Annotated in this window: 23 protein-coding genes; 11 read left to right on the top strand and 12 right to left on the bottom strand. The window is 41.4% G+C overall.

The window, feature by feature from the left end; genetic code table 11:
- Nucleotides 1-44: 44 nt before the first annotated feature.
- The 6 genes from lpdA to ampD form a co-directional block, all read right to left on the bottom strand.
- The gene (lpdA, locus tag PAT01_RS17190; RefSeq protein ID WP_154945876.1) at nucleotides 45-1,472 is read right to left on the bottom strand and encodes a dihydrolipoyl dehydrogenase; all 1,428 of its coding nucleotides are present in this window, start codon (nucleotides 1,470-1,472) and stop codon (nucleotides 45-47) included.
- Nucleotides 1,473-1,647: 175 nt separating this feature from the next.
- Nucleotides 1,648-3,558: a pyruvate dehydrogenase complex dihydrolipoyllysine-residue acetyltransferase gene (gene aceF, locus PAT01_RS17185; protein ID WP_154945875.1), complete on the bottom strand. Its 1,911-nt coding sequence runs from the start codon at nucleotides 3,556-3,558 to the stop codon at nucleotides 1,648-1,650.
- A gap of 10 nt (nucleotides 3,559-3,568) precedes the next feature.
- A complete protein-coding gene (gene aceE / locus PAT01_RS17180) occupies nucleotides 3,569-6,235 on the bottom strand; it encodes a pyruvate dehydrogenase (acetyl-transferring), homodimeric type (RefSeq protein ID WP_154945874.1) in 2,667 nt (888 codons plus the stop codon).
- A gap of 90 nt (nucleotides 6,236-6,325) precedes the next feature.
- The gene (gene pdhR, locus PAT01_RS17175) at nucleotides 6,326-7,075 is read right to left on the bottom strand and encodes a pyruvate dehydrogenase complex transcriptional repressor PdhR (RefSeq protein WP_004588597.1); all 750 of its coding nucleotides are present in this window, start codon (nucleotides 7,073-7,075) and stop codon (nucleotides 6,326-6,328) included.
- A gap of 404 nt (nucleotides 7,076-7,479) precedes the next feature.
- Nucleotides 7,480-8,331, bottom strand: coding sequence for a beta-lactamase regulator AmpE (gene ampE / locus PAT01_RS17170; RefSeq protein WP_154945873.1), 852 nt, complete (start codon nucleotides 8,329-8,331; stop codon nucleotides 7,480-7,482).
- A gap of 13 nt (nucleotides 8,332-8,344) precedes the next feature.
- A complete protein-coding gene (ampD, locus tag PAT01_RS17165) occupies nucleotides 8,345-8,899 on the bottom strand; it encodes a 1,6-anhydro-N-acetylmuramyl-L-alanine amidase AmpD (protein WP_154945872.1) in 555 nt (184 codons plus the stop codon).
- Nucleotides 8,900-9,114: 215 nt separating this feature from the next.
- Here ampD and nadC point away from each other — a divergent pair, with 215 nt between their 5' ends.
- The 7 genes from nadC (at nucleotide 9,115) to yacG (ending at nucleotide 15,856) form a co-directional block, all read left to right on the top strand.
- Nucleotides 9,115-9,960, top strand: a complete 846-nt coding sequence (gene nadC / locus PAT01_RS17160; protein ID WP_154945871.1) for a carboxylating nicotinate-nucleotide diphosphorylase — start codon at nucleotides 9,115-9,117, stop codon at nucleotides 9,958-9,960.
- A gap of 474 nt (nucleotides 9,961-10,434) precedes the next feature.
- Nucleotides 10,435-10,890 (top strand): pilin, encoded by a 456-nt coding sequence (locus tag PAT01_RS17155; protein WP_318299767.1) that lies wholly within the window; start codon nucleotides 10,435-10,437, stop codon nucleotides 10,888-10,890.
- Nucleotides 10,891-10,998: 108 nt separating this feature from the next.
- Nucleotides 10,999-12,228, top strand: coding sequence for a type II secretion system F family protein (locus tag PAT01_RS17150; RefSeq protein WP_154945870.1), 1,230 nt, complete (start codon nucleotides 10,999-11,001; stop codon nucleotides 12,226-12,228).
- Between the two features lie 14 nt (nucleotides 12,229-12,242).
- Nucleotides 12,243-13,133 (top strand): prepilin peptidase, encoded by an 891-nt coding sequence (locus PAT01_RS17145; RefSeq protein WP_154945869.1) that lies wholly within the window; start codon nucleotides 12,243-12,245, stop codon nucleotides 13,131-13,133.
- Between the two features lies 1 nt (nucleotide 13,134).
- Nucleotides 13,135-13,755 (top strand): dephospho-CoA kinase, encoded by a 621-nt coding sequence (gene coaE, locus PAT01_RS17140; RefSeq protein ID WP_004588604.1) that lies wholly within the window; start codon nucleotides 13,135-13,137, stop codon nucleotides 13,753-13,755.
- Nucleotides 13,756-13,901: 146 nt separating this feature from the next.
- The gene (pilB, locus tag PAT01_RS17135) at nucleotides 13,902-15,578 is read left to right on the top strand and encodes a type IV-A pilus assembly ATPase PilB (RefSeq protein WP_126008292.1); all 1,677 of its coding nucleotides are present in this window, start codon (nucleotides 13,902-13,904) and stop codon (nucleotides 15,576-15,578) included.
- A 47-nt stretch (nucleotides 15,579-15,625) separates the two neighbouring features.
- Nucleotides 15,626-15,856, top strand: coding sequence for a DNA gyrase inhibitor YacG (yacG, locus tag PAT01_RS17130; RefSeq protein WP_024031401.1), 231 nt, complete (start codon nucleotides 15,626-15,628; stop codon nucleotides 15,854-15,856).
- A gap of 67 nt (nucleotides 15,857-15,923) precedes the next feature.
- Here yacG and PAT01_RS17125 read toward each other — a convergent pair whose 3' ends face one another.
- Nucleotides 15,924-16,415 (bottom strand): Spy/CpxP family protein refolding chaperone, encoded by a 492-nt coding sequence (locus PAT01_RS17125; protein ID WP_004588607.1) that lies wholly within the window; start codon nucleotides 16,413-16,415, stop codon nucleotides 15,924-15,926.
- 175 nt (nucleotides 16,416-16,590) lie between these two features.
- Here PAT01_RS17125 and PAT01_RS17120 point away from each other — a divergent pair, with 175 nt between their 5' ends.
- Genes PAT01_RS17120 through PAT01_RS17110 form a run of 3 tightly spaced genes read left to right on the top strand, consistent with a single transcriptional unit; the run spans nucleotide 16,591 to nucleotide 19,623 of the window.
- Entirely contained in the window at nucleotides 16,591-17,280 is a 690-nt protein-coding gene (locus tag PAT01_RS17120; RefSeq protein WP_004588608.1) for a response regulator, read from the top strand.
- Entirely contained in the window at nucleotides 17,258-18,673 is a 1,416-nt protein-coding gene (locus PAT01_RS17115) for an ATP-binding protein (protein WP_154945868.1), read from the top strand. Before PAT01_RS17120 ends, PAT01_RS17115 begins: the two co-directional genes overlap by 23 nt.
- Before the next feature lie 2 nt (nucleotides 18,674-18,675).
- Entirely contained in the window at nucleotides 18,676-19,623 is a 948-nt protein-coding gene (locus tag PAT01_RS17110; RefSeq protein ID WP_055252664.1) for an alpha/beta fold hydrolase, read from the top strand.
- Here the strand turns inward: PAT01_RS17110 and PAT01_RS17105 are convergent.
- Complete coding sequence (locus tag PAT01_RS17105; protein ID WP_029773365.1) at nucleotides 19,583-20,500, bottom strand: cation diffusion facilitator family transporter; 918 nt, start codon at nucleotides 20,498-20,500, stop codon at nucleotides 19,583-19,585. The genes PAT01_RS17110 and PAT01_RS17105 overlap by 41 nt on opposite strands.
- Before the next feature lie 108 nt (nucleotides 20,501-20,608).
- Here PAT01_RS17105 and trmL point away from each other — a divergent pair, with 108 nt between their 5' ends.
- Nucleotides 20,609-21,073: a tRNA (uridine(34)/cytosine(34)/5-carboxymethylaminomethyluridine(34)-2'-O)-methyltransferase TrmL gene (gene trmL / locus PAT01_RS17100; protein WP_004588612.1), complete on the top strand. Its 465-nt coding sequence runs from the start codon at nucleotides 20,609-20,611 to the stop codon at nucleotides 21,071-21,073.
- A gap of 97 nt (nucleotides 21,074-21,170) precedes the next feature.
- On the opposite strand, the gene gpsA is transcribed toward trmL, so the two are convergent.
- From gpsA to PAT01_RS17080, 4 genes are read right to left on the bottom strand one after another with little or no spacing between them, the layout of a single operon-like run.
- Nucleotides 21,171-22,178, bottom strand: coding sequence for an NAD(P)H-dependent glycerol-3-phosphate dehydrogenase (gene gpsA / locus PAT01_RS17095; RefSeq protein WP_138579892.1), 1,008 nt, complete (start codon nucleotides 22,176-22,178; stop codon nucleotides 21,171-21,173).
- Nucleotides 22,179-22,181: 3 nt separating this feature from the next.
- Nucleotides 22,182-22,667, bottom strand: a complete 486-nt coding sequence (gene secB, locus PAT01_RS17090; RefSeq protein WP_004588614.1) for a protein-export chaperone SecB — start codon at nucleotides 22,665-22,667, stop codon at nucleotides 22,182-22,184.
- 34 nt (nucleotides 22,668-22,701) lie between these two features.
- On the bottom strand, nucleotides 22,702-22,959 hold the full coding sequence (grxC, locus tag PAT01_RS17085) for a glutaredoxin 3 (RefSeq protein ID WP_004588615.1): 258 nt from the start codon (nucleotides 22,957-22,959) through the stop codon (nucleotides 22,702-22,704).
- A gap of 31 nt (nucleotides 22,960-22,990) precedes the next feature.
- A complete protein-coding gene (locus tag PAT01_RS17080; protein ID WP_154945867.1) occupies nucleotides 22,991-23,422 on the bottom strand; it encodes a rhodanese-like domain-containing protein in 432 nt (143 codons plus the stop codon).
- Nucleotides 23,423-23,558 lie beyond the last annotated feature (136 nt).

Raw genomic sequence — 23,558 nt, 5'->3', positions numbered from 1 at the left:
CCCAGCAAAAGCTGGGTTTTTAAAAACGAAATTAAAAAGTTAAATTACTTTTTCTTTTTAACCGCTTTTTTGTTTGGTAAATCAGTGATTGAACCTTCAAAAATCTCAGCTGCAAGGCCAATAGACTCGTTCAATGTTGGGTGAGCATGAATAGTAAGCGCTAAGTCTTCACCATCTGCGCCCATTTCAACTGCTAAGCCGATTTCGCCAAGCATTTCGCCTGCGTTAATACCAACCATAGCACCACCAATGATACGACCACTGTCTTTATCAAAGATTAGTTTAGTTTGACCTTCTGTACGAGCAGATGCAATTGCGCGACCTGATGCAGCCCACGGGAATACCGCAGTTTCAATGCTTAAGCCTTGCTCTTTTGCTTCTTTCTCAGTCACACCTACCCATGCGATTTCTGGATCAGTGTAGGCAATTGAAGGAATACATTTAGGGTCGAAGAAGTGCTTCTGACCAGAGATAACCTCTGCTGCAACATGGCCTTCGTGTACCGCTTTATGCGCAAGCATAGGTTGGCCAACTAAATCACCAATTGCAAAAATATGGTCTACGTTAGTACGTAATTGCTTATCAACATTAATAAAGCCACGCTCATCAACATTAACACCTGCTTTATCAGCATCAAGTAAGTTACCGTTAGGCGTACGGCCTACAGCAACAAGTACTTTGTCGTAACGTACTGGCTCAGCTGGTGCGTTTTTGCCTTCAAAAGTAACGTATAAGCCATCATCTTTCGCTTCAACGCCAACAACTTTAGTAGAAAGCATAACATTGAATTTTTTGTTTACGTATTTTTGGTAAACCTTGATGATATCTTTATCCGCAGCCGGAACTAACTGATCTGCAAATTCAACTACATCAATATCAGAACCTAGTGCGCGGTAAACCGTACCCATTTCAAGACCGATAATACCACCACCTAAAACAAGTAGTTTCTCTGGTACGTCTTTAAGTTCTAATGCGCCAGTTGAATCAATTACACGGTCATCTTCTGGGATGAACGGTAAGCTAACAGGTTTAGAACCCGCAGCAATGATTGCGTTATCAAATGTAATAGTTGTAGTGCCGTCAGCACCTTCAACGTCTAAAGTGTTGCTGCCAGTGAATTTACCGTAACCTGGTACAACTTTAACTTTACGCATCTTAGCCATGCCGTCTAAGCCACCTGTAAGCTGGCCAACAACCGACTCTTTCCAAGAGCGAATTTTGTCTAAATCAATTTGCGGAGCGCCAAAAGTAACACCGTGAGATGACATTTCTGCAGCGTCATCAATCACTTTAGCCACGTGTAAAAGTGCTTTTGAAGGAATACAACCAACATTAAGACATACGCCGCCTAATGTTTCACGCGATTCTACTAATGTAACTTCTAAGCCCAAGTCAGCAGCACGGAAAGCCGCAGAGTAACCACCAGGACCACCGCCTAGTACAACAACTTGAGTTTTTAATTCGTTGCTCATGCTATTACCTTAATTGTTTGAACGGGACACTGCCCTAAAATTTAACTGCCATGTTTCTGCATGGGCAGAAAATCAGAGCAATTCACAAATAGTGCAAAGATTGTATCATTGCATATAGTAAAAATCCCAGCTAAAAACAACTGGCTGGGATTTGATTTTGTTCATATTGTAGCGATTACATCACTAATTGACGTATGTCGCTCATGTAGCTAGCAAGCGTTGCGGTAAAGCGTGCAGCTAGAGCACCGTCAATCACACGGTGATCGTACGACATAGAAAGCGGAACCATTAATTTTGGTTCAAAGTCTTTACCATTCCACTTAGGTTTCATTTCAGATTTAGATACACCTAAAATAGCCACCTCTGGTGCATTAACAATCGGCGTAAATGCCGTACCGCCAATACCGCCTAAGCTTGAAATAGTAAAACAGCCGCCTTGCATATCAGATGACGTTAACTTACCTTCACGCGCCTTTTTAGAAATATCCATCAGCTCGCGAGATAGTTCAATAATGCCTTTTTTGTCCACATCTTTAAATACTGGAACAACTAAGCCATTTGGCGTATCTACTGCAACACCAATATTGATGTACTTTTTAAGGATAAGGCTTTCACCGTCTTCAGACAATGACGAGTTAAACGTTGGGAACTCAGCAAGTACTTTCGCTACCGCTTTCATCACAAACACAAGTGGTGTGATTTTAACGCCAAGCTTTTTCTTCTCGCTTAACACGTTTTGTTCTTTACGGAACACTTCAAGGCTTGTGATATCAGCTTCGTCAAACTGTGTAACATGTGGGATTTGCACCCAGTTACGGTGTAGGTTTTTACCCGACAGCTTTTGAATACGCGATAGTTTTTTCTCTTCAATTTCACCAAATTTAGCAAAATCTACTTTCGGCCACGGAATTAAGCCAAGCTCACCACCGCCCGCATTGCCTTTACCAGCAGGTAATTGGCCTGATTCAACTTGCTTAACTAGGTTTTTAACATAGTTTTGCACGTCTTCTTTTACTACGCGGTTTTTACGCCCTGAGCCTTTAACGTTTGCTAAGTTAATACCAAACTCACGCGCTAAGCGGCGAACAACTGGCGATGCATGAGCATATGCGCTGTTGTTTTCAAAACCTTCATCGCTTGCTTTAGCAGCAGGTGCAGCTTGAGCTGGCGCAGACTCGGTTTTTGCTGGTGCAGCCGCTGGTTTTTGCTCAGCCGGGGCTGCTGCTTTTGCTGGCGCACTGCCTGCAACTTCAAAAACAAACACAAGTGAGCCAGTTTTGACTTTATCGCCAGCGGCCACTTTAATTTCTTTAACGGTACCAGCAAACGGGGCTGGTACTTCCATTGCCGCTTTGTCGCCTTCAACGTTTAAGATAGATTGCTCTTCTTCAACCGTATCACCAACAGCAACCATAATTTCAGTTACTTCAACTTCATCATCGCCAATATCAGGTACGTTTACTTCTTTTGTGCTTGGCTCGGCGCTTTGAGTAGTCTCTGCTGGCGCAGATTCTTGCTTTGGCGCATCTGATGCAGGTGCACTTGAGCCAGCTACTTCAAAAACAAACACTAAAGAGCCTGTTTTTACTTTGTCGCCTTCGGCTACTTTAATTTCTTTTACAGTACCAGCAAAAGGAGCTGGTACTTCCATAGATGCTTTATCGCCTTCAACACTTAAAATTGACTGCTCTTCATCTACGCTGTCACCAACAGCGACCATGATTTCTGTTACTTCAACTTCGTCGTCACCAATATCTGGTACGGTTACTTCTTTAGTTGAAGAACCTGAAGCTTCTGCAGGTGCAGATGCCTCAGTTTTAGCTGGCGCTTCTGGCTCACTTTGTGAACCTGACTCTACGCCTTCAAAAATCATGATTAACGACCCTGTTGTTACCGTGTCGCCTTCGCTTACTTTAATTTCTTTGACTGTACCTGCTTGCGCAGCAGGTACTTCCATTGATGCTTTATCGCCTTCAACGGTTAGTAGCGATTGATCAACATCTACTTTGTCGCCAACGCTTACTAAGATTTCGGTTACTTCTACGTCATCGCCACCGATATCTGGTACATTAATTTCAATACTCATTGCAAACCTCTTATGCGTACAGTGGATTTAATTTGTTTGTGTCAATGTCGAACTTTTTAATTGCTTCAACAACCACTGACTTTTCAACATCACCACGTTTAGCAAGTTCAGATAACGTAGCAACAACCACGTAGCTTGCATTAACTTCAAAGTGACGACGTAAGTTTTCACGGCTATCAGAGCGTCCGTAACCATCTGTACCAAGCACTTTATAGTTGCTGCTTGGAATAAATGAACGCGCTTGCTCTGCGTAGTTTTTCATGTAGTCGGTCGCAGCAACAGTCACTGAGTCGTTTAATACGCTAGTGATGTATGGCGTTTTTTGCTCGCTTTCTGGGTTAAGCATGTTGAAACGCTCAACGTCTTGACCGTCACGGGTAAGCTCATTGAATGATGTTACTGAATAAACATCAGAAGCAATACCGTACTCTTCGCTTAAAATGGCTGCAGCTTTGCGCACTTCAGTCATGATAGTACCTGAGCTTAATAACTGTACGTTGGCTTTTTTACCTTCGTAGCTTTCAAGCTTGTAAATACCTTTACGAATACCTTCTTCAGCGCCTTCTGGCATTGCTGGTTGATGGTAGTTTTCGTTCATAAGCGTTAGGTAGTAGTAAATGTTTTCTTGGTTTTCACCGTACATACGACGAATACCATCTTGAATAATTACCGCTACTTCAAATGCGTACGTTGGGTCGTAAGAAATACAGTTAGGAACCGTATTTGCAAGAATATGGCTGTGGCCATCTTCGTGCTGTAGACCTTCACCATTTAGCGTAGTACGACCTGCTGTTGCACCTAATAAGAAACCACGTGCTTGCTGGTCACCCGCCATCCATGCCATGTCGCCAACACGTTGGAAACCAAACATAGAGTAGTAAATGTAGAATGGGATCATAGGTAAATCGTTAGTGCTGTAAGATGTTGCAGCAGCTACCCATGACGACATTGCACCTAGCTCGTTAATACCCTCTTGAAGTACTTGGCCTGATGTAGCTTCTTTGTAGTAAGAAACAATATCGCGGTCTTGAGGGGTGTAGTTTTGGCCATGTGGATTGTAAATACCGATTTGACGGAATAAACCTTCCATACCAAACGTACGTGCTTCATCAGCAATAATTGGCACAATATTTTTGCCAATGCCTTTGTCTTTTAGTAACACGTTAAGTGCACGTACAAAGCCCATTGTGGTAGAAATATCACGTTTTTGCTCTTCAAGTAGCGGCTTAAATGCGTCTACTCCTGGCAGTTTTAGCTCTTCAGTAAATTTAGGAATACGTGTAGGTGTGTAACCTTTAAGTGCATCACGGCGTGCGTGTAAGTACTTGTATTCTTCCGAACCTTCTTCAAGCGTTAAGTATGGAAGATCTTTAATTTGCTCTTCTGATACTAAATCTTGTAGGCCTAAACGGTCACGTAAGTGTTCAACATGGCTCATGTCCATTTTTTTCACTTGGTGCGCAATGTTTTTACCTTCAGCCGCTTCACCCATGCCGTAACCTTTTACAGTTTTAGCAAGAATTACGGTAGGACGGTCGTTGGTTTGCTCAGCTTTTTTAAATGCAGCATAAAGTTTTGATGGCTCATGACCACCACGCTTAAGCGCAAAAATTTCGTCATCAGTCATATCTGCAACAAGTGCAGCTGTTTCCGGATAACGGCCAAAGAAATGCTCACGTACGTACGCGCCATCTTTCGCTTTATATGTTTGGTAATCACCATCAATTGTTTCGTTCATCAACTGTAGTAATTTACCTGATGTATCTTTAGCTAGCAGAATATCCCATCCGCTACCCCATACAACTTTAATTACGTTCCAACCAGCGCCTTTAAATAGGCCTTCTAGTTCTTGAATAATTTTACCGTTACCCATTACTGGGCCATCTAAACGCTGTAAGTTACAGTTAATTAAGTAACATAGGTTGTCTAGCTTTTCACGTGCAGCAAAAGAGATTGCGCCGCGTGATTCTGGCTCATCCATTTCACCGTCACCTAAAAACGCGTATACACGTTGGTTTTTAGTGTCTTTTAAGCCACGGCCGTCTAGGTATTTTAAAAAGCGTGCTTGGTAAATAGACGCAATTGGACCTAAGCCCATAGATACCGTTGGGAACTGCCAAAATTCAGGCATTAATTTAGGATGCGGGTATGATGGTAAACCTTTGCCATCTACTTCTTGACGGAAGTTATCAAGCTGCTCAGCCGTAAGACGACCTTCAACAAATGCACGCGCATAAATACCCGGAGAAATATGACCTTGGTAGTAAACTAAGTCACCGCCGTCTACCTCATTTGGCGCTTTAAAAAAGTGGTTAAAACACACTTCATAAAACGCAGCTGATGATTGGTAAGACGCCATATGGCCGCCTAAGTCGAGATCTTTTTTCGATGCACGTAATACAATCATGATTGCATTCCAACGAATAATCGAACGAATACGACGCTCAAGGTTTACATCCCCTGGGTACGCCGGTTCTTGATCTACTGGAATAGTATTAACGTAGTTAGTTGTTGTGCCAGTTGGCATATCAACGCCGTCTAAACGGGCTTGCTCTAACACTTGCTCAAGTAAATACTGAGCTCGTTCAACACCTTCTTCGCGCACAACTGATTCAAGAGCTTGTAACCACTCTTGTGTTTCTAGCGCGTCTACGTCAATTTTATTGACTTCAGACATATGGAGGTTTCCTTATGTTTAAAATACGAATGTTGTTAATTTAATACCACGTATACCTAATTTAGTGTGTTCTAAGTACAGCGTATTAGCTTAATTTTGTTTTGTGCGTCTTAAACTACGTTCAATTCGCGAATGCTCTTTACCCGCTTCAAGTAATGCTTCTTCAATAAAGGCTAAATGGGCATTACTTGCTAAACGGGCTTGTTCTGGATTGCCCTCAATTACGGCATCCATTAATAAGCGCCGGTGCTGGGCTAATTGATTGCTAATATCTGGTTTTTTTAATAAAACCGTTAAGTTTTGCAATACATTTTGCTCCAGTAGCGCTTGCATGCCTCGCACTAAGTGAAGTAAAACCACGTTGTGTGAGGCTTCGGCTACACTAAAGTGAAACGCATTAATTGCTTTGGCTTTTAATTGTAAATCGTTATTAACTTGAGCAATTTTATCAAAGCTTTGTTTAACCTTGGTAAAATCGGTGCTGGTACCACGAAGCGCCGCATAATATGCAGCAATTCCTTCAAGTGCATGACGAAATTCAAGTAAATCGAACTGTGATTCAGGATGCTTACTGATCAAATCAAACAGCGGATCAGTGAGTCCTTCTTCAAGCTGATTTTTTACAAACGTGCCACCGCCTTGCCTGCGAGTGACCAATCCTTTTGCTTCTAGCTTTTGGATAGCTTCACGCAGTGAGGGGCGAGACACCTCAAACTGTTTTGCTAGTTCGCGCTCTGGCGGCAGTTTTTCACCTGGCGCTAATGAGCCCTCAAGAATCATATTCTCAAGTTGCTGTAAAATAACATCAGATAACTTTGCTGCTTTAATCTTTAAAGACATTAATCAACGTCCACGTTGCATAAATACTAAAAAGCCTAATTTTTAAGGCCTAGAGCTTGACGATTTACCCAAAAGGTAAATTGGTCATACCAAAAATTTTCAATAAGGTATCAAAAAGGCAAATAACTGTCAATTTACGGGTTATTTGAGCAATTAGAGTAGCGTAACGCATTTTGAACGAAGTTCAAACAATGCACAATTGAGGTTGTTTTATTCAAACGTTAACAAGATGAAAACAAATGGTCTGACCAGAGCGAATTAGAATATTCGCTCTAGTTGAATTTATTGAAGAAATTAATTTTTGAATCAAAGAAGGTCGTAGCTGCGGGTTTACCCCGCGACTAACACCCTCACCCCGAGACTCACCCTAAGCGCGGCGTACATTGCGCGATGTAAAATCGCGACTACGATAAACCGCCAAATAAAGTAAGCAGTGCAATCAGTACTAAATAAAAAAGCACGTTGCGTTTAACTAATTTAATCATACAAGTGGCTTCAATAGCACATCCGTAATAACGCTGTTCTACTTGTTCAGCCGCAAGCGCTGTACACGTAACTACTTTGCGGTTTGGTGTTTTAAAATCCAATACATAATGTAGCCAGCAGCTTGTACCTTTATTAAAGTTACCAATGACTAAATAGCCAAAGCTTGCAACACGTGCTGGCAGCCAATCTAGCCAAAATAATAATTTATGCAGCAGCGTAAAACGATTTGCAAACACCACTTTATGGTTTTCTTTAACTAAATCGGCCAACGTACGCACTATTGCATACAACACGGCACCTGGGGCGCCAAGCATTACAAACCAAAAAATAACGGCGCAATAAAATCTAAAATTAATCCACGCTAAGGTTTGCCCAAATGTTTCTCCGCCCTCTTCATCCTCTAGGTGTTTTTGCCCCATTTGTAGTGCGTATAATGAGGCCGCGGTTTTATCATCCCGCGTTAGTGCATTTAAATACGACTTATATAAAGCTCGGTGCTTAGCACAACCAAAACAAACCAATAAAACCGCAACATTTATAGCTAACTGCCACAGTACAAAGTCAGAGAGTACATATATAAGCGCAATAGCCACTACCGGCAAAACTAACCAAATTAAAAAGCCAATTGCCGTGCCAAACAATCCGTTTTCACTAAGTAATCTACCCGAGCGGTTTAAATAACCATTAACGTAATGGCTTATTTGCCAATACTGTGATCGCGCACCTAAACGCTCAAGTATTAGTGCAATAATTATAGAAACTAAAATCATGATAGCGACTCACTTAATTTGCTTGTTCTAGCCTGCTTATATAAGCAGGCCAATTAAAACTTTCCCCAGGGTCGGTTTTTCGCCCAGGTGCTATATCGCAATGCCCTACAACTCGCTTAGTGGTGATAAGCGGGTAACGGGTCATAATTGCCTTTGTTAGGTTATGTAAGCTGGTGTACTGCGCCTGAGTGTAAGGTGTGGTATCTGTACCCTCAAGCTCAATACCTACACTAAAGTTATTACATGCGCTTTGCCCTTCATATTCAGATTGCCCGGCATGCCACGCGCGTTTATTAAATGGCACATATTGAATAATCTCGCCAGTACGTTTTATAAAACAGTGCGCTGACACTCTAAGCCCATTTAAATCACAAAAACTGGGGTGCGCATTACAGTCAATCTCACCCATAAACAGTGCATCAACGTATTCGGTGCCAAATTGCCCAGCCGGCAAGGAAATATTATGAATTACCAACAGCGAAATATCGGTATTTTCAGGGCGCTCATCAAAATGCGTACAAGGCCGCTGCGTTATATTAGCGGCAACTCCGCTTGAATCTATCTGCATTATTTTAATACCACGGTATACATAAACTTGATGCTAAAGGATTTATATAAAGAATGATAGCCATTGCACTTAGCTAACATTCAGCTAGTAGCATTACTTTTAGTAGCCATGCTATATATGTAGGTGTAATAAACTCTGCTCATTTAAAAGCGCTTCTATTAGTTATTTAAACATAGTAAAATTTGCTTAATTTATTAACACTTATGAGCCTTCATATGTCAATTTCGCACACGCTTATTACTCAACTTGTCACCCTCGCCTTAGATGAAGATCTAAATTATCAATCTGCACAAGACGGCGACATTACCGCGCAGCTTATCCCACAAAACGAGCACGCAAGTGCTAAAGTAATTACCCGCGAAGACTGCGTTTTTTGCGGTAAAGACATCATTATAGAAGTGTTTAAGCAAGTAGATCCAAGCGTTGAAGTAAACGTATTAGTAAATGATGGCGACTTTGTGCCAGCAAATAGCACCTTATTTACAGCTAAGGGCTCTGCCCGTGCTATTTTAACTGCAGAGCGTACCGCGCTTAACTTTGTACAAACGCTTTCGGGTACCGCAACCACAACTGCAAATTATATAAAAGAGCTTAGCGGCACCACAACCCAACTGCTCGATACACGTAAAACAATACCAGGACTCAGGCTACTTCAAAAATACGCTGTAAAATGCGGCGGCGGTGCAAATCATCGTATAGGCTTATTTGATGCGTTTTTAATTAAAGAAAACCATATAGCAGCGTGTGGCGGAATTGATAAAGCAGTCGCACAAGCCAAGCAAAACCACCCTACAAAACCCGTAGAGGTAGAGGTTGAATCGTTAAGTGAACTTGAGCAAGCCATTAATGCAGGCGCCGATATAATCATGCTCGACAATTTTAGCGTTGAACAAATTCAGCAAGCTGTGGTCACTACTAATAAGCGCGCTAAATTAGAGGTTTCTGGCAATATGACGCTGGAAACGCTTAAAACTTACTCGCAAGCAGGTGTCGACTTTATATCCAGCGGTGCACTTACAAAAAATTTACAATCAATCGATTTATCGATGCGTTTTGTATAAAAGCACGACAGCAATTTAGTTTTATTGATGCTAATTAATTGACAAAACGCATGAAAAGACTTTTAATAATCCAAAAGGCTTACTTTGTAACATTTTGTTAAATAAAGTATCCTTTTTAGAAAAATATGTGTGCTTTAAGCATAAAAAAAGTGTTAAACTAACCCTGTTGTATTACTTCCTTGAAAAATATAGTAATAAGTAACTGCTTTTTGTTTTAATCTTCAAAAAATACCTAAAAGATTAAAGCAAATGGTCAGTATGTTTCCTATATTTAATCTACTTTGTGTTTAGGTAGTCTGTGCAAGTTGCAACATAATGAACTCACATTTAGCTTTTGTGTTTCATACCTAAGGCTAAAAGTACGTGAAAATTTATTTTTAAGTAAATCTGTAAAGTTAATCAGGTAAATTAAGCTTGGCATTTTCGCCACTAACCTGACTACCTTACAAAACATTATCCTTTAGGAGAGGAAACATGAAAACAATGACTCAAAAACAACAGGGTTTCACCCTAATCGAATTAATGATTGTTGTAGCAATCATCGGTATTCTTGCCGCAGTGGCTTTACCTGCGTATCAAGATTATACGGTACGTGCACGTGTATCGGAAGGTTTAGCGCTCGCTGCTAGTGCAAAAACTACTGTAGCTGAGAATGCATCATCAGCTACAGACCTAGATTTAGGCTGGACCTCACCTCAAGCAACAGACAACGTGACTAGTGTTGCTATAAGTGATGTTGGTGCTATTACAGTAACTTATACTGCCGCCGCTGGTGGTGGTACCATAATTATTACCCCAACAGACAGTGCAGGCGCTCTAACATCTGGAACTTTACCAAATGGTGCGCTCGAATGGGACTGTACGGGTGGTTCTTTAGATACTAAGTATAGGCCATCTAACTGTAGAGCTGCAGCAACTACTACACCTTAATTATTTAAAATTTCTATATTATTTTTAAATACTAAGTAAGAGAGAAACTAAAAACGTCTCTCTTACTTTTTTATAATCATATACTGTAAATATATTTGAGCTCCACATATGCTAAAAGAGCAAGAAAAAAAAGGGCTAAGCACCTTTATATGGGTTGGAGTTAGTGCTAGGGGCAAACGTCTTGAAGGTGAATTAACTGGTAACAGCATTGCTCTAGTTAAAGCTCAACTTAGAAAACAAGGTATTACCCCTTCTAAAGTGAAACGTAAGCCAAAACCTCTATTTGGTATTCAAAACGTTCAAAAAATTACTCCTAAAGATATAGCTTTAGTTACTCGCCAAATTGCTACCATGTTGATGGCGGGCGTCCCCCTTATTCAAGCCATTGAGATGATAGGCACAGGCTCTGCAAATAAAAGTGTAGCTAAGTTAATGGAGTCTATTGGCGATGAAGTTAAAGCAGGTCAGCCGCTTAACCAAGCGCTAAGAAAACATCCTCGTTATTTTGATGATTTGTATTGTGATTTAGTGGCATCGGGTGAGCAATCAGGTGCACTGGACAAAATATTTGATCGTGTTGCTTTGTACAAAGAAAAATCAGAAGCACTGAAATCAAAAATTAAAAAGGCGATGTTTTATCCTATCGCGGTTTTAGTTGTTGCGCTTATCGTTACTTCAATACTGCTTATATTTGTAGTGCCACAGTTTCAAGATATTTTTAATGGCTTTGGAGCACAACTCCCTGCATTTACCTTATTTGTTATTGGTATTTCTGAATTTATGCAAGAGTATTGGTGGATTGCATTAATAACTGTTGTTGTCTCAGGCTATATATTTAAAGAAGCAAGTCTTAGAAGCTTAAAACTAAGAGACGCAACCGATCGCGCTATATTAAAACTCCCTGTAATTGGTATGATTTTAAACAAAGCGGCTGTTGCACGATATGCTCGTACGCTTTCTACTACTTTTGCCGCAGGTGTACCACTTGTAGATGCACTGGACTCAGCTGCAGGTGCATCCGGTAATGCAGTGTATCGCTATGCTATTTTAGATATTAAAGCAGAAGTGAGCTCGGGTAACCAAATGAACTGGGCAATGCGCAATTCTAAAATATTCCCTGATATGGTGATTCAAATGGTGGCTATTGGTGAAGAATCAGGCTCGTTAGATGGCATGCTTGCTAAAGTAGCGACTATTTATGAGCAAGAGGTGGATGATGCTGTTGACGGATTATCTAGCTTACTCGAGCCATTAATAATGGCTGTATTAGGTGTACTTGTCGGTGGTTTAATTATTGCTATGTATTTACCTATATTTGAGTTAGGTTCTGTTGTTTAGTTGTAGAGTTTTATATGCAAAGTATTATTGAAGTAATGCAAAGTCAATTGTGGTTTTATTTAACCACGGTTGGCTTAGTTAGTTTATGTGTAGGTAGTTTTTTAAATGTAGTTATTTATCGACTGCCGTTAATGATGCAGCGAGAATGGCAAAGTGAATGCAGGTTACTATTAGAAGATGAACTAACAACCAAACCTACACAAGCCAGTAACAGTGAGCCATTTAATTTAGTAAAACCTAATTCTACCTGCCCTAAATGCAATACCGCAATTAAGCCTTGGCAAAATATCCCTATTATTAGTTGGATTATACTTAAAGGTAAATGCGCTAATTGCAGTAACCCAATATCAGCACGTTACCCAATAGTTGAAGCCATTACCGCACTATTGAGTTTAGTTATTGCCTATAGTTTTGGGGCTACTGAGCACGCCCTTTTATATATTTTTGTAACCTGGATTTTAGTGGCGCTCACCTTTATTGATATTGACCACATGCTACTGCCCGATCAGCTCACTTTGCCTTTAGTATGGCTTGCGCTTATAGCCGCTGTAATGGGTATAACAATAAGCCCAGGCGATGCGATAGTAGGGGCCGCATGCGGCTATTTAAGCCTGTGGAGTGTATTTTGGTTATTTAAGCTATTAACCGGCAAGGAAGGCATGGGCTATGGCGATTTTAAGTTACTGGCCGTATTTGGCGCACTGCTTGGGTGGCAGTCACTATTAACCATTATTTTGCTTTCAAGTGTGGTGGGCGCCATTATTGGTATTGCCCTTTTAAGTATTCAAGGTAAAGACAAAGCAACCCCTATTCCATTTGGCCCCTACTTAGCTATCGCGGGTTGGATAACACTGCTGTGGGGCGCTCAAATTCAAGCTGCGTATTTTAATTTAATTGGTTATTAGTATGAATAAGCCAGCAACTAAAATAAACAATTGGGTATTGGGTTTAACAGGTGGTATTGGCTGCGGTAAAACGGCTGTTAGTAATATGTTTGAAGAACTGGGTATTTGCGTTGTTGATGCGGACATTATTGCCCGCCAAGTGGTAGCGCCTAATAGCACAGGGCTAAATGCAATCATTGAACACTTTGGCGAGGGTATTTTACTGCCCGATGGTACATTAAACAGAGCAGCGCTGCGCACTAAAATATTTACCAACAATGATGATAAAGAGTGGCTTAACGCACTATTACACCCGCTTATTAGGGAGAAAATACTCACCGATTTAAATAATGCAAGCAGTGCTTATGTTGTATTGGTTGCACCATTATTGTTTGAAAATAAACTTAACAAATACTGCAACCGTACTTTATTAATTGATGTACCACAGCCTGTGCAGATTGAACGTACTATAAAACGCGACAATATTAGCCTTGAGCAGGTAAATAGCATTATAGCGTCACAAATGCCACGGGAAGAAAAACAACAAAAAGCCGATGATATTCTAAATAATGACCGCGATTTATCACTTGTTCATGCAGAACTTGTTGTTCTTCATAAAAATTACCTACAATATGCAGTATAAAATACAACTAATGCCCCTTAATGCGGTCATAACAACATAAACTCGTAATTTGGTTAGCAAAAAAGGTGTTGATAAGCACAGCGAATTTAATCACCTGCTTTTTTCTGATAAATTGTTAACTATTGAAGGACTAAAATAGGTGCGCAATGAATATTAACTCACCGTTATTGAGAAAATTTATAACGCTTGGCCGCATTGATGCCGATACCGTAAAAGCAAAACAGCAAGAGTTTGCCTCAACCGCTGAGCTTATATCTAAATGTGGAAAAATTGACAGCAACGATTTAGCTGAACAATGTATAGACTTATTTCGCGTACCGTATTTTGATTTAAAAGACTTCGACCCTGCACAAATCCCCGAAGACTTAGTTAAAGAAAAGCTAATACGTAAACACCACATTTTACCGTTGGTTCAAAAAGGCAGAAAAGTATACATTGCCGCCTCAGATCCGACTGATTACGGTGCCTTTGAAAACTTTGAATTTAGCACCGGCTTATCGTGCGAAATAGTCGTGGTTGACTATATTCAGCTGGATAGCAAAATTGAGCAACTACTTGATGCTGCAGGCAGCTTAGATTTAAGCGCCGATGAATTTAAAGAGTTTGCCGACTTAGATAATGAAGGCCCTAAAGAAACCACACCTAAAGATGATGATAAAGACGATGCGCCAATCATTGTTTATATCAATAAAATATTAATGGATGCCATTAAAAAAGGCGCTTCTGATTTACACTTTGAACCTTACGAGCACAAATACCGTATTCGCTTTCGTATTGATGGCATTTTGCATGAAGTTGCCAACCCTCCCAATACCTTAGCAAGTAAACTGTCGGCGCGTATCAAAGTAATGTCGAGGCTCGATATTGCTGAAAAACGTAAACCACAAGATGGCCGTATTAAATTAAAAATTACCGAGCGTAAAAGCATCGATTTTCGTGTAAGTACTATGCCTACGTTATGGGGCGAAAAAATAGTAATGCGTATTCTTGATTCATCAAGCGCTATGCTAGGTATTGACGTATTAGGTTACGAAGAGGATCAAAAAAAGCTCTACATGGATGCGCTTGGGCAACCACAAGGCATGATACTAGTGACCGGCCCAACGGGCTCTGGTAAAACCGTATCGCTTTATACAGGTTTAAATATACTTAACCAGCCGGAGCGTAACATTAGTACCGCCGAGGATCCGGTTGAGATAAACCTCGAAGGGGTTAACCAAGTACAAATTAACCCGAAAGCCGAAATGACCTTTGCTAACGCCTTGCGTGCATTTTTACGTCAAGATCCAGATGTAGTGATGGTAGGTGAAATACGTGACCTAGAAACCGCAGAAATTTCAATTAAAGCGGCGCAAACAGGTCACTTAGTGTTATCAACACTACATACCAACTCAGCGCCAGAAACCATAACGCGTTTATTAAATATGGGCGTGCCTGCGTATAACGTGGCAAGCTCTATAAGTTTGATTATTGCCCAGCGCTTAGCTAGGCGTTTATGCCCTAAGTGTAAAACTCCAGAAACACTGCCAGCAGAAGAATTGGCTCGTCAAGGATTTAGCACAACACAAATTGAAGATATGACACTATACGCACCCAAAGGCTGCGAAAATTGCACCGATGGTTACAAAGGCCGTGTGGGCATTTACGAAGTAATGCAAATTACCCCTGAAATTGCACAAATTATTATGCGCGGTGGCAACTCGCTCGAAATCGCAGAGGTATCGCTACAAGCTGGGTTTAATAACTTGCGATTATCGGGTTTAAGAAAAGCCGCCGATGGTTTAACGTCTCTGGCTGAAATTAATCGCGTAACCAATATGTAAAAGTGATAGCCCTAATTAGGGCTAAAACACATTGTAGAGAGTAAAGTATGCCAACAATTGTTAACTGTCCAACCTGTAAAAACAAAGTTGAATGGTCACAGCAAAGCCCACATCGCCCTTTTTGTTCTAAGCGTTGTCAGCTTATTGATTTAGGTGAATGGTCTTTTGAGAACAATAAAATATCAACGCCTATTACCTCGGCTAACCAAATTAGCCAAGATATGATTGAAGATATTGAAGAGATGATGGCTAAAAACGATGACGACTTTTTTAAATAAGCGTTTTTCACCCTCTTAAACGACAAAAGCCAGCATTAAGCTGGCTTTTTAGTGTTTAAACTATAAATTAGTCTCTTTGCTTACGGTGTTTTTTACCCATACGCTTTTGCATTTTTGCAAACTTTTCTTGCTGCTCTGCGTTAAGTACCTGCATTACTTGATGCTGTGTTTTTAGCTTAATTAAGCCAAACTCAGTACCTTTTTCGTGGCGTGCGGCTAATAGCTCTTTTGCAGCGTTTTCGTCAAATGTTGGTGCGCTAAGTAGAGCATCCATTTTCTCTTTTTGAGCCTTACGCTGTGCTTTACGGGCTTCTTTATCATCGCCGCGCAGTGCTTTCATCTGTGTTTTTTGCGCTTCAAAAATAGCTTCAAGCTTAGTTTGCTGTTCTTGCGTTAAATCAAGCTTGTCGGCACCGCGCTCAGATAATAAAAAACGCGCTTGAGAATGGCCTTGCTTATCGTGCATGCCGCCTTTTGCTAATACGCTACCGGCGCCAAGTGTAGCCGTTGCTAGACCACAAATAAGTACTAATTTTGAAAGTGTATTTACTTTAGTCATAATCATCACCTTAATATTGGATGGATTGAATTTGGTTGTGGCTGCTTAGCCAGTGAGTTAACTATACCTCTTGCAACGCAAAGTAACGCAAAGCAGTGTAAAGGTTGTGTAAAGATTCACTTTTGCACAATTTAAGAAGTAAAATAACCATATAGAAATTGCCTAAGGGTTTGAAATGAAGCTATTAATGATTGATGACGACACAGGTTTGTGCGAACTACTTACTGAATATTTAGCCGCGCAAGGTTTTGACGTACAAAGCGTTCACGATGGCGAGCAAGGTTTAAAGCTTGCTCTATCAAATGACTACGCGCTGATATTGCTTGATGTCATGCTCCCCACCCTTGATGGCTTTGAAGTACTTAAACAACTTAGGCAAACAAAGCTAACACCGGTTATTATGCTTACTGCAAAAGGCGAAGACTTTGATCGCATTTTTGGCTTAGAGCTTGGCGCAGACGATTACATACCCAAACCCTTTAATCACCGCGAGTTACTTGCCCGAGTAAAAGCCATTACCCGCCGTATAGAGCACATAAATAGCCTAAACGTTGCAACGCCTAGCAAAATGAATATAAATGGCATTACGGTTAATTTGGCAGCCCGAGAGGCCGCTATTAACGAGCACACCCTCACGCTTACTGGCACAGAGTACGAAGTACTGGTGTTATTAATTAAAAATGCCGGGGAAGTTGTCAGTAAAGAGCAAATAAGTGAAGAAGTGCTAGGCAGGCGCTTAGCTTCGTTCGACCGCTCAATTGATATGCACGTTAGCAATATTCGTAAAAAAATAGCTGAGCATATTCAAGGCGAGCGAATAAAAACAATGCGAGGAACAGGTTATGTCTTCATCCAAGGTGAGTAACAAACATTACTTTGCATGGCTAAAGCACCCTCGACATTATTTATTTTTTAAAATATTTATTTGGTTTTGGCTAACAATAACGGGCACGGTGGCTGCGCTTATATTTTTAAGCAACATTACGGCAATTAATGCAGTAAGCACCGAGCCTTTGCGGGGGCCAATGAAAAAAAACCTAATTTATACTGCCAAAAGCATTGAGCGAAGCGCCACTAAACACAAACGCACCCTTGCTGATGTTTTATCGCACCCTAGGCTTTCAAAACGAAAAATTTTATTTTTAGGCGCGGCACAACCCGAAGACGCATTAAGCAATAAAGAGATCCCCGCTGAAATAGATTTAAACTTACTTAGCTTTAGTCAAAACTTGGCGCCACAGGTCATTTTTACCGAAAAATACCAAGCTTTCGGCCCTGTTAATATTAGTGTGCCAGAGGGGCAGTTTTACCTCTACGAAATAGACATTAACCACCAACCTCCTTTGCTCATGCGCTTCAAGTTAATGCCGAATTGGATGAAAGTACTCGTGGCTATTTTTGCCTCTTTAATCCTGAGTTTTATTTTTAGCCGCAATTTAATCGCCCCAATTAACAGCCTTAAAAAAGCAGCTATAAAACTTTCATCTGGCGATTTGTCAGCGCGAGTTGCCATACCTGCAAGCAGAAAAGACGAGTTAGGGGTACTTGGGCGCGACTTTAACAGCATGGCTAATCAGCTTGAGCAACTTATTAGTGCCCAAAAGCGCTTACTGGCTGATATATCTCATGAGTTACGCTCCCCGCTTACGCGTTTAAAAATGGCAACAGGCCTTGCACAAATGCAAGCCAACGAGGCAAGCCAATCGTATTTATTACGTATAGAAAAAGAAGCAAACCAGCTTGATAAAATGATTGCTGACGTGCTGCAAGTGTCGCGTTTAGAAGCGCAAAGCCAAACTCTGTCACAGCAAAAGCAATCGTTAAAAGATATAGTAGAGCACGTATTAAACGATGCGCAGTTTGAAGCCAAGCAAAATACTAAAACACTTACTTTTAGTGGCAATGCCGATGTAATGCTAAGCTGCGATGAATCATTAATTGCCAGCGCACTCGAAAACCTATTACGTAACGCAATAAAATACGCGCACAGCAACATTAGCTTTAACGTACACTATAACAACCAAATCTATATAGAGATTTGCGACGATGGCCCTGGCGTTCCAAATGAGCAACTGAGCAAGCTTTGTGAGCCCTTTTTTAGGCAATCTGATGCTCGCGACAGAGTAAGTGGCGGCACAGGGCTTGGCTTAGCTATCGCTAAAAATGCTATTATTGCCCACGGCGGTAGTTTAGCGCTATCTAATAAAGAAAAAGGCGGGCTTTGTGCCAATATCACCCTGCCACTAATTAAAGAGTAAACATGTTTTACAGTACCGAATCAGCGCTTGAAAGTAACCAAGCACGCATTAATCACTTTTACGAAAATGTACTTAATAAAAACTATTTTAATGCATCTGAAGGTAAACTGTTTTTTGCTTACGCAGTGCCAGAAACAGCTAACACTGCCATAGTAATTAGCTCTGGGCGCATAGAAGGGCTTGAAAAATACAAAGAGCTACTGTGGGAGCTTTACACGAATAACTATGCGGTATTTATAGCCGACCACCAAGGGCAAGGCCGCTCGTATCGACCGTTAAAAAATAAGCACAAAGGGTATGTAAAACGCTTTAGTGACTACAGTGCCGACTTAGATTTATTTAACCAACATATTGTAAATAAACACTGGCAAGGCAAAAAAATATTATTAGCCCACTCTATGGGCGGCGCTATAGCGTACGATTATTTTGCAAATTACCCGCATACTTTCAGCGGTGCGTTTTTATCTGCGCCCATGTTTGATATTTACACTAAAGGTATTCCTAAACCGGTAGCTAAATTTATAGCCCGCGCCGCCACAAAGCTCGGTTTTGGCTACAGTTATGCGCTAGGGCAAAACGATTACAACCCAGAAGAATTTGCGCTTAATACCTTAACCAGCAGCCAAGTGCGGTACAACCTCTTTAGGCTCACTTATCAACAACAGCCACTTTTACAGTTAGGCGGCGTTACATATGGCTGGTTAAATGCAAGCTTTGCTTTTATGTCTGCCGTGGATACCCACACAATCAACCTCCCTATTTTTATTGCCAGCGCACAAAACGATGAAGTGGTTGATAACAACGCGCAACAAAAGCTCGTAAATAGGCTCCCTAACGCCGAGCTGAAAAGCTTTGCAGGGGCTAAGCACGAGCTATTGTTTGAACGCGACGAAATTAGAAAACCTGTGCTTATGCGCTTGTATCAGTTTTGTTCTTCGTTTGATACTTAGGTACCACCGAAAGCGGATCTAGATGAATTAAAATATCAACCTCAGAGTCAAAGCGCTCGGCAAGCGCCTTTTCTACATCGTCAGCCACATTGTGGGCACGTATTAAACTTAAATGATCATCAAGCTCTAAGTGCATTTGCATAAACTTAATTTTACCGCCTTGGCGAGTGCGAATATCATGTACACCGTGTACATCTTTATGTGCGTTAGCAATATCTAAAATACTTTGCTTTTCATCATCTGGGAGTTCTTTATCCATAAGATGATCGGCACTCTCACACGCAATATCCCAACTGTTATAAAGTAAGTAACCGGCAACGCCTATAGCAAACAGCGGATCTGCGTATAACACCCCATAGTACGAGAGCAAAATAGCAAGTAATACCGCCGCATTTAAAATTAAATCCCCTTTGTAATGCACCGAGTCTGCTTTAATAGCGATGGATTCGGTATGCTTAACCACTTTGATCTGAAAAAACACAATCACTAACGTACAAGCAATAGCAAATATACTCACCCACACACCTAACAGTGAATGACTAAGCACAATTGGGTTAAATAATCGCTCAATACCGTGAAACGCCAATAAGCACCCCGACCCTGCTATAAACGCAGCCTGGCCAAGTCCGGCTAGGGCTTCTGCTTTGCCATGACCAAAACGGTGATCGTCATCTGCTGGGCGCAGTGCATACCCTAGCACTAAAAAGCTCATGGCAGTGGCGGTAATATCCATTAATGAATCGGTTAATGAGCCAAGCATAGAGGCTGAACCCGATGCCAACCATGCCCAGGTTTTAGCGGCTATCATTAAGCTAACCATAACCATGGTAACTATGCTTGATGTTTTAACCCAAAATTCGTAACTACGGTGATGCACGTTAATATTCACTACTTGCGGTATTCAATGGCGCGAGTATATCATTTTTTTTAACGGTTTCGTGTATACTGCCACTCGTCAAATTATAGATTAATAGAAAGGCGCATTATGCTGGATATCGTTTTATATCAACCTGAAATTCCACCAAATACAGGAAATATCATACGCTTGTGTGCAAACACAGGTTACTCATTGCATTTAATTGAGCCATTAGGTTTTGAGTGGGACGATAAGCGAGTAAAACGTGCCGGGCTAGATTACCACGAGTTTAGTAACGTACAGCGCCATGCCTCGTTTGAAGCCTACCTTGAAAAGTGCCAACCTAAAAAAGTGTATGCATGCACCACTAAAGGCAGCCAGTTTCATCATGAGGCCAGTTACCAAGCAGGTGATTGCTTGGTGTTTGGGCCAGAAACTCGCGGCCTCCCCGATGAGATGATTCAAGCGCTGCCTAACGATCAGCGTGTGCGCATTCCTATGCAGCCCAATAGCCGTAGTATGAACCTATCTAACGCAGTGGCGGTATTCGTTTATGAATCTTGGCGCCAGCTAGGCTTTCCTAACGCGCAATAAGCACCTTGTACCAAACAATAAAAAACCGACATAGCGTCGGTTTTTTAATAGCAAAGCAAGTTCATGCTTTTAATAAAGTGAGCATTATATGCTCACTTTATTCGGCGCGCTGCTCTCGGCCTAATAGTGCCATGGCGGCTTCTTTCATATCTTTATTTTCATAAAGTACTTTATAAATTTGCTCAGTAATAGGCATTTCTACACCGGCGCGTTGTGCTAATAAATACACTTCTTTTGTGTTTCTAAAGCCTTCAACAACTTGCCCTATAGACTCAATTGCAGCATCAACCCCTTCACCTTTACCTAATGCCAAACCAAAGCGACGGTTGCGCGATTGATTGTCGGTACATGTTAAGATTAAATCGCCAAGTCCGGCCATACCCATAAAGGTTTCTTGCTTTGCACCTAAGGCACACCCTAAGCGCGTTAGCTCAGCTAAGCCGCGAGTGATCAGTGCAGTACGCGCATTAGCACCAAAGCCCACCCCATCAGACATACCTGCACCAATGGCTATTACGTTTTTAACCGCGCCACCTAACTGAATGCCAATAAAGTCATCGTTGTTATACACGCGGAACGAGCGCCCACAATGGAGTAAATCTGCAAGTTGTTGCGCAAACTCCGTTGAGGTAGCCGACACCGATATCGCAGTAGGTAGCCCTATTGCCATTTCTTTTGCAAAGGTTGGCCCTGATAAAACCGCAAGCGGCATCTCATCACCTAGTTCCTGCAGGGCAACCTCTTGTAACAAGCGACCAGTATTTGGCTCAAGCCCTTTTGTTGCCCACGCAACTTGCGCACCTTCAACCAGCGCAGGTTTAATTTGCTGCAATGTATCTGCAAAGGCATGGCTTGGCACAACCACAAGTACAATGGCACTGCTGGCTACGGCTTGTTGTAAATCGGCTTGTAATAAAAGAGTGTCGGGGAATGGTACATCAGGAAGGTAACGTTGATTTTTCCGCTCAGCTGCAAGCGTGGCAACGTCGTCGCTATTGCGACCCCAAAGTGTCACTTGGTGACCATTTCGGGCTAAGCAAATAGCAAGAGCGGTGCCGTAAGACCCCGCTCCTAATACAGTAACAGCTGAAGTTGCTGTACTCATAAATTATGCGTCTGCTGAAACCTGCTCAGCTTGCGCAGTACGTTGTTGCATGTATTGTGCAAATAACGCATCAAAGTTCACTGGCGCAAGGTTAAGCTGTGGGAAAGTACCCCGGTTAACAAGATTAGATACGGCTTCACGCGCGTATGGGAATAACACGTTAGGGCAGTATGCACCTAGCATATGTGCTAGTTGTACTTCTTCAAGCTCACCAACTGTAAAAATACCGGCTTGCTGAATTTCACATAAAAACGCAGTTTCTTCACCAATAGAAGCAGTAACCGTTAATGCTAAAACCACTTCAAACACACCTTCGTCTAGCTTATTAGAGCGCGTGTCTAGGTCTAGCTTAACTTCTGGCGTCCATTCTTTTTGAAAAATCGCAGGCGAGTTAGGCGTTTCAAACGATACATCTTTAGTGTAAATACGTTGAATAGTAAATTGTGCGCCACCTTCTTGTGCTGCTGCGTTTTGATTTTCTTCGTTCATTGTGCTTCCTACGTGTTAGTTTTTATAATTAAAATTAAGCATTTAGCTTAGCGTCAAGTTTACCTTGCGCTTCAATAGCCATCATGTCGTCGCAGCCACCGATATGTTCATCATTAATAAAAATTTGCGGTACTGTGCTTGCGCCACCTGCTTTAGCAATCATTTCATCGCGAAGCTCTGGTTGAACACCAATATCAATATTTGTGTACTCAACGCCTTTACTGTTTAAGAGTGCAAGAGCACGTTGGCAAAATGGACAGTACGCTTTGGTGTATAAAACAACATTACTCATAATAAATCCTCTATCGGTACTACTAAACTGATTAGCGACCTGTTGTAGTTGGAAGGCTGGCAGATTGCCACGACCCCATACCACCTGATAATACATAAACCGATTCAAAGCCTGCTTTATGCATTGCATTAGCAATACCTTGAGCAGTCATGCCTGTGGCACATACTAGTATAATGGGTTTGCTCTTGTGCTTTTCAAGGCTTGAAAAGTCAGATTGTTTTGCTTTTTCAGGGCTTAAGTGTTCAGCACCCGCAATACGACCTGCGTTAAATTCTTTTTGAGCACGAATATCAACTACTTTGCCATCTTCACGATTAATAAGAAGTGTTAATTGCTGTGGGTTTATTTGTCTCACTGCTGAAAACTTGCTCTTTATCCAGCCGCTTACAATAAGGAATACAAGACCAACCCAAGCTAGGCTTAAAATAGGATGATTTGTAATAAATTCAATATATTGATCCATTCTACTTCCACTATGAAATTATGTTCTAAATCTAGGGGCGTGTTGGCCTTTGTGGATTGAAATTTGTTCAATCTAGGGGCGATTAAATCGCGGCGCGAGATTTGTAACCTAGTGGGCTAAGTAAAAACCAAGCAAA

It is taken from the genome of Pseudoalteromonas atlantica (genome assembly GCA_007988745.1).
GTDB classification, from domain to species: domain Bacteria; phylum Pseudomonadota; class Gammaproteobacteria; order Enterobacterales; family Alteromonadaceae; genus Pseudoalteromonas; species Pseudoalteromonas atlantica.
Note: the sequence above shows the minus strand (reverse complement) of the source record. Positions and strands in the feature narration are given on the sequence as shown.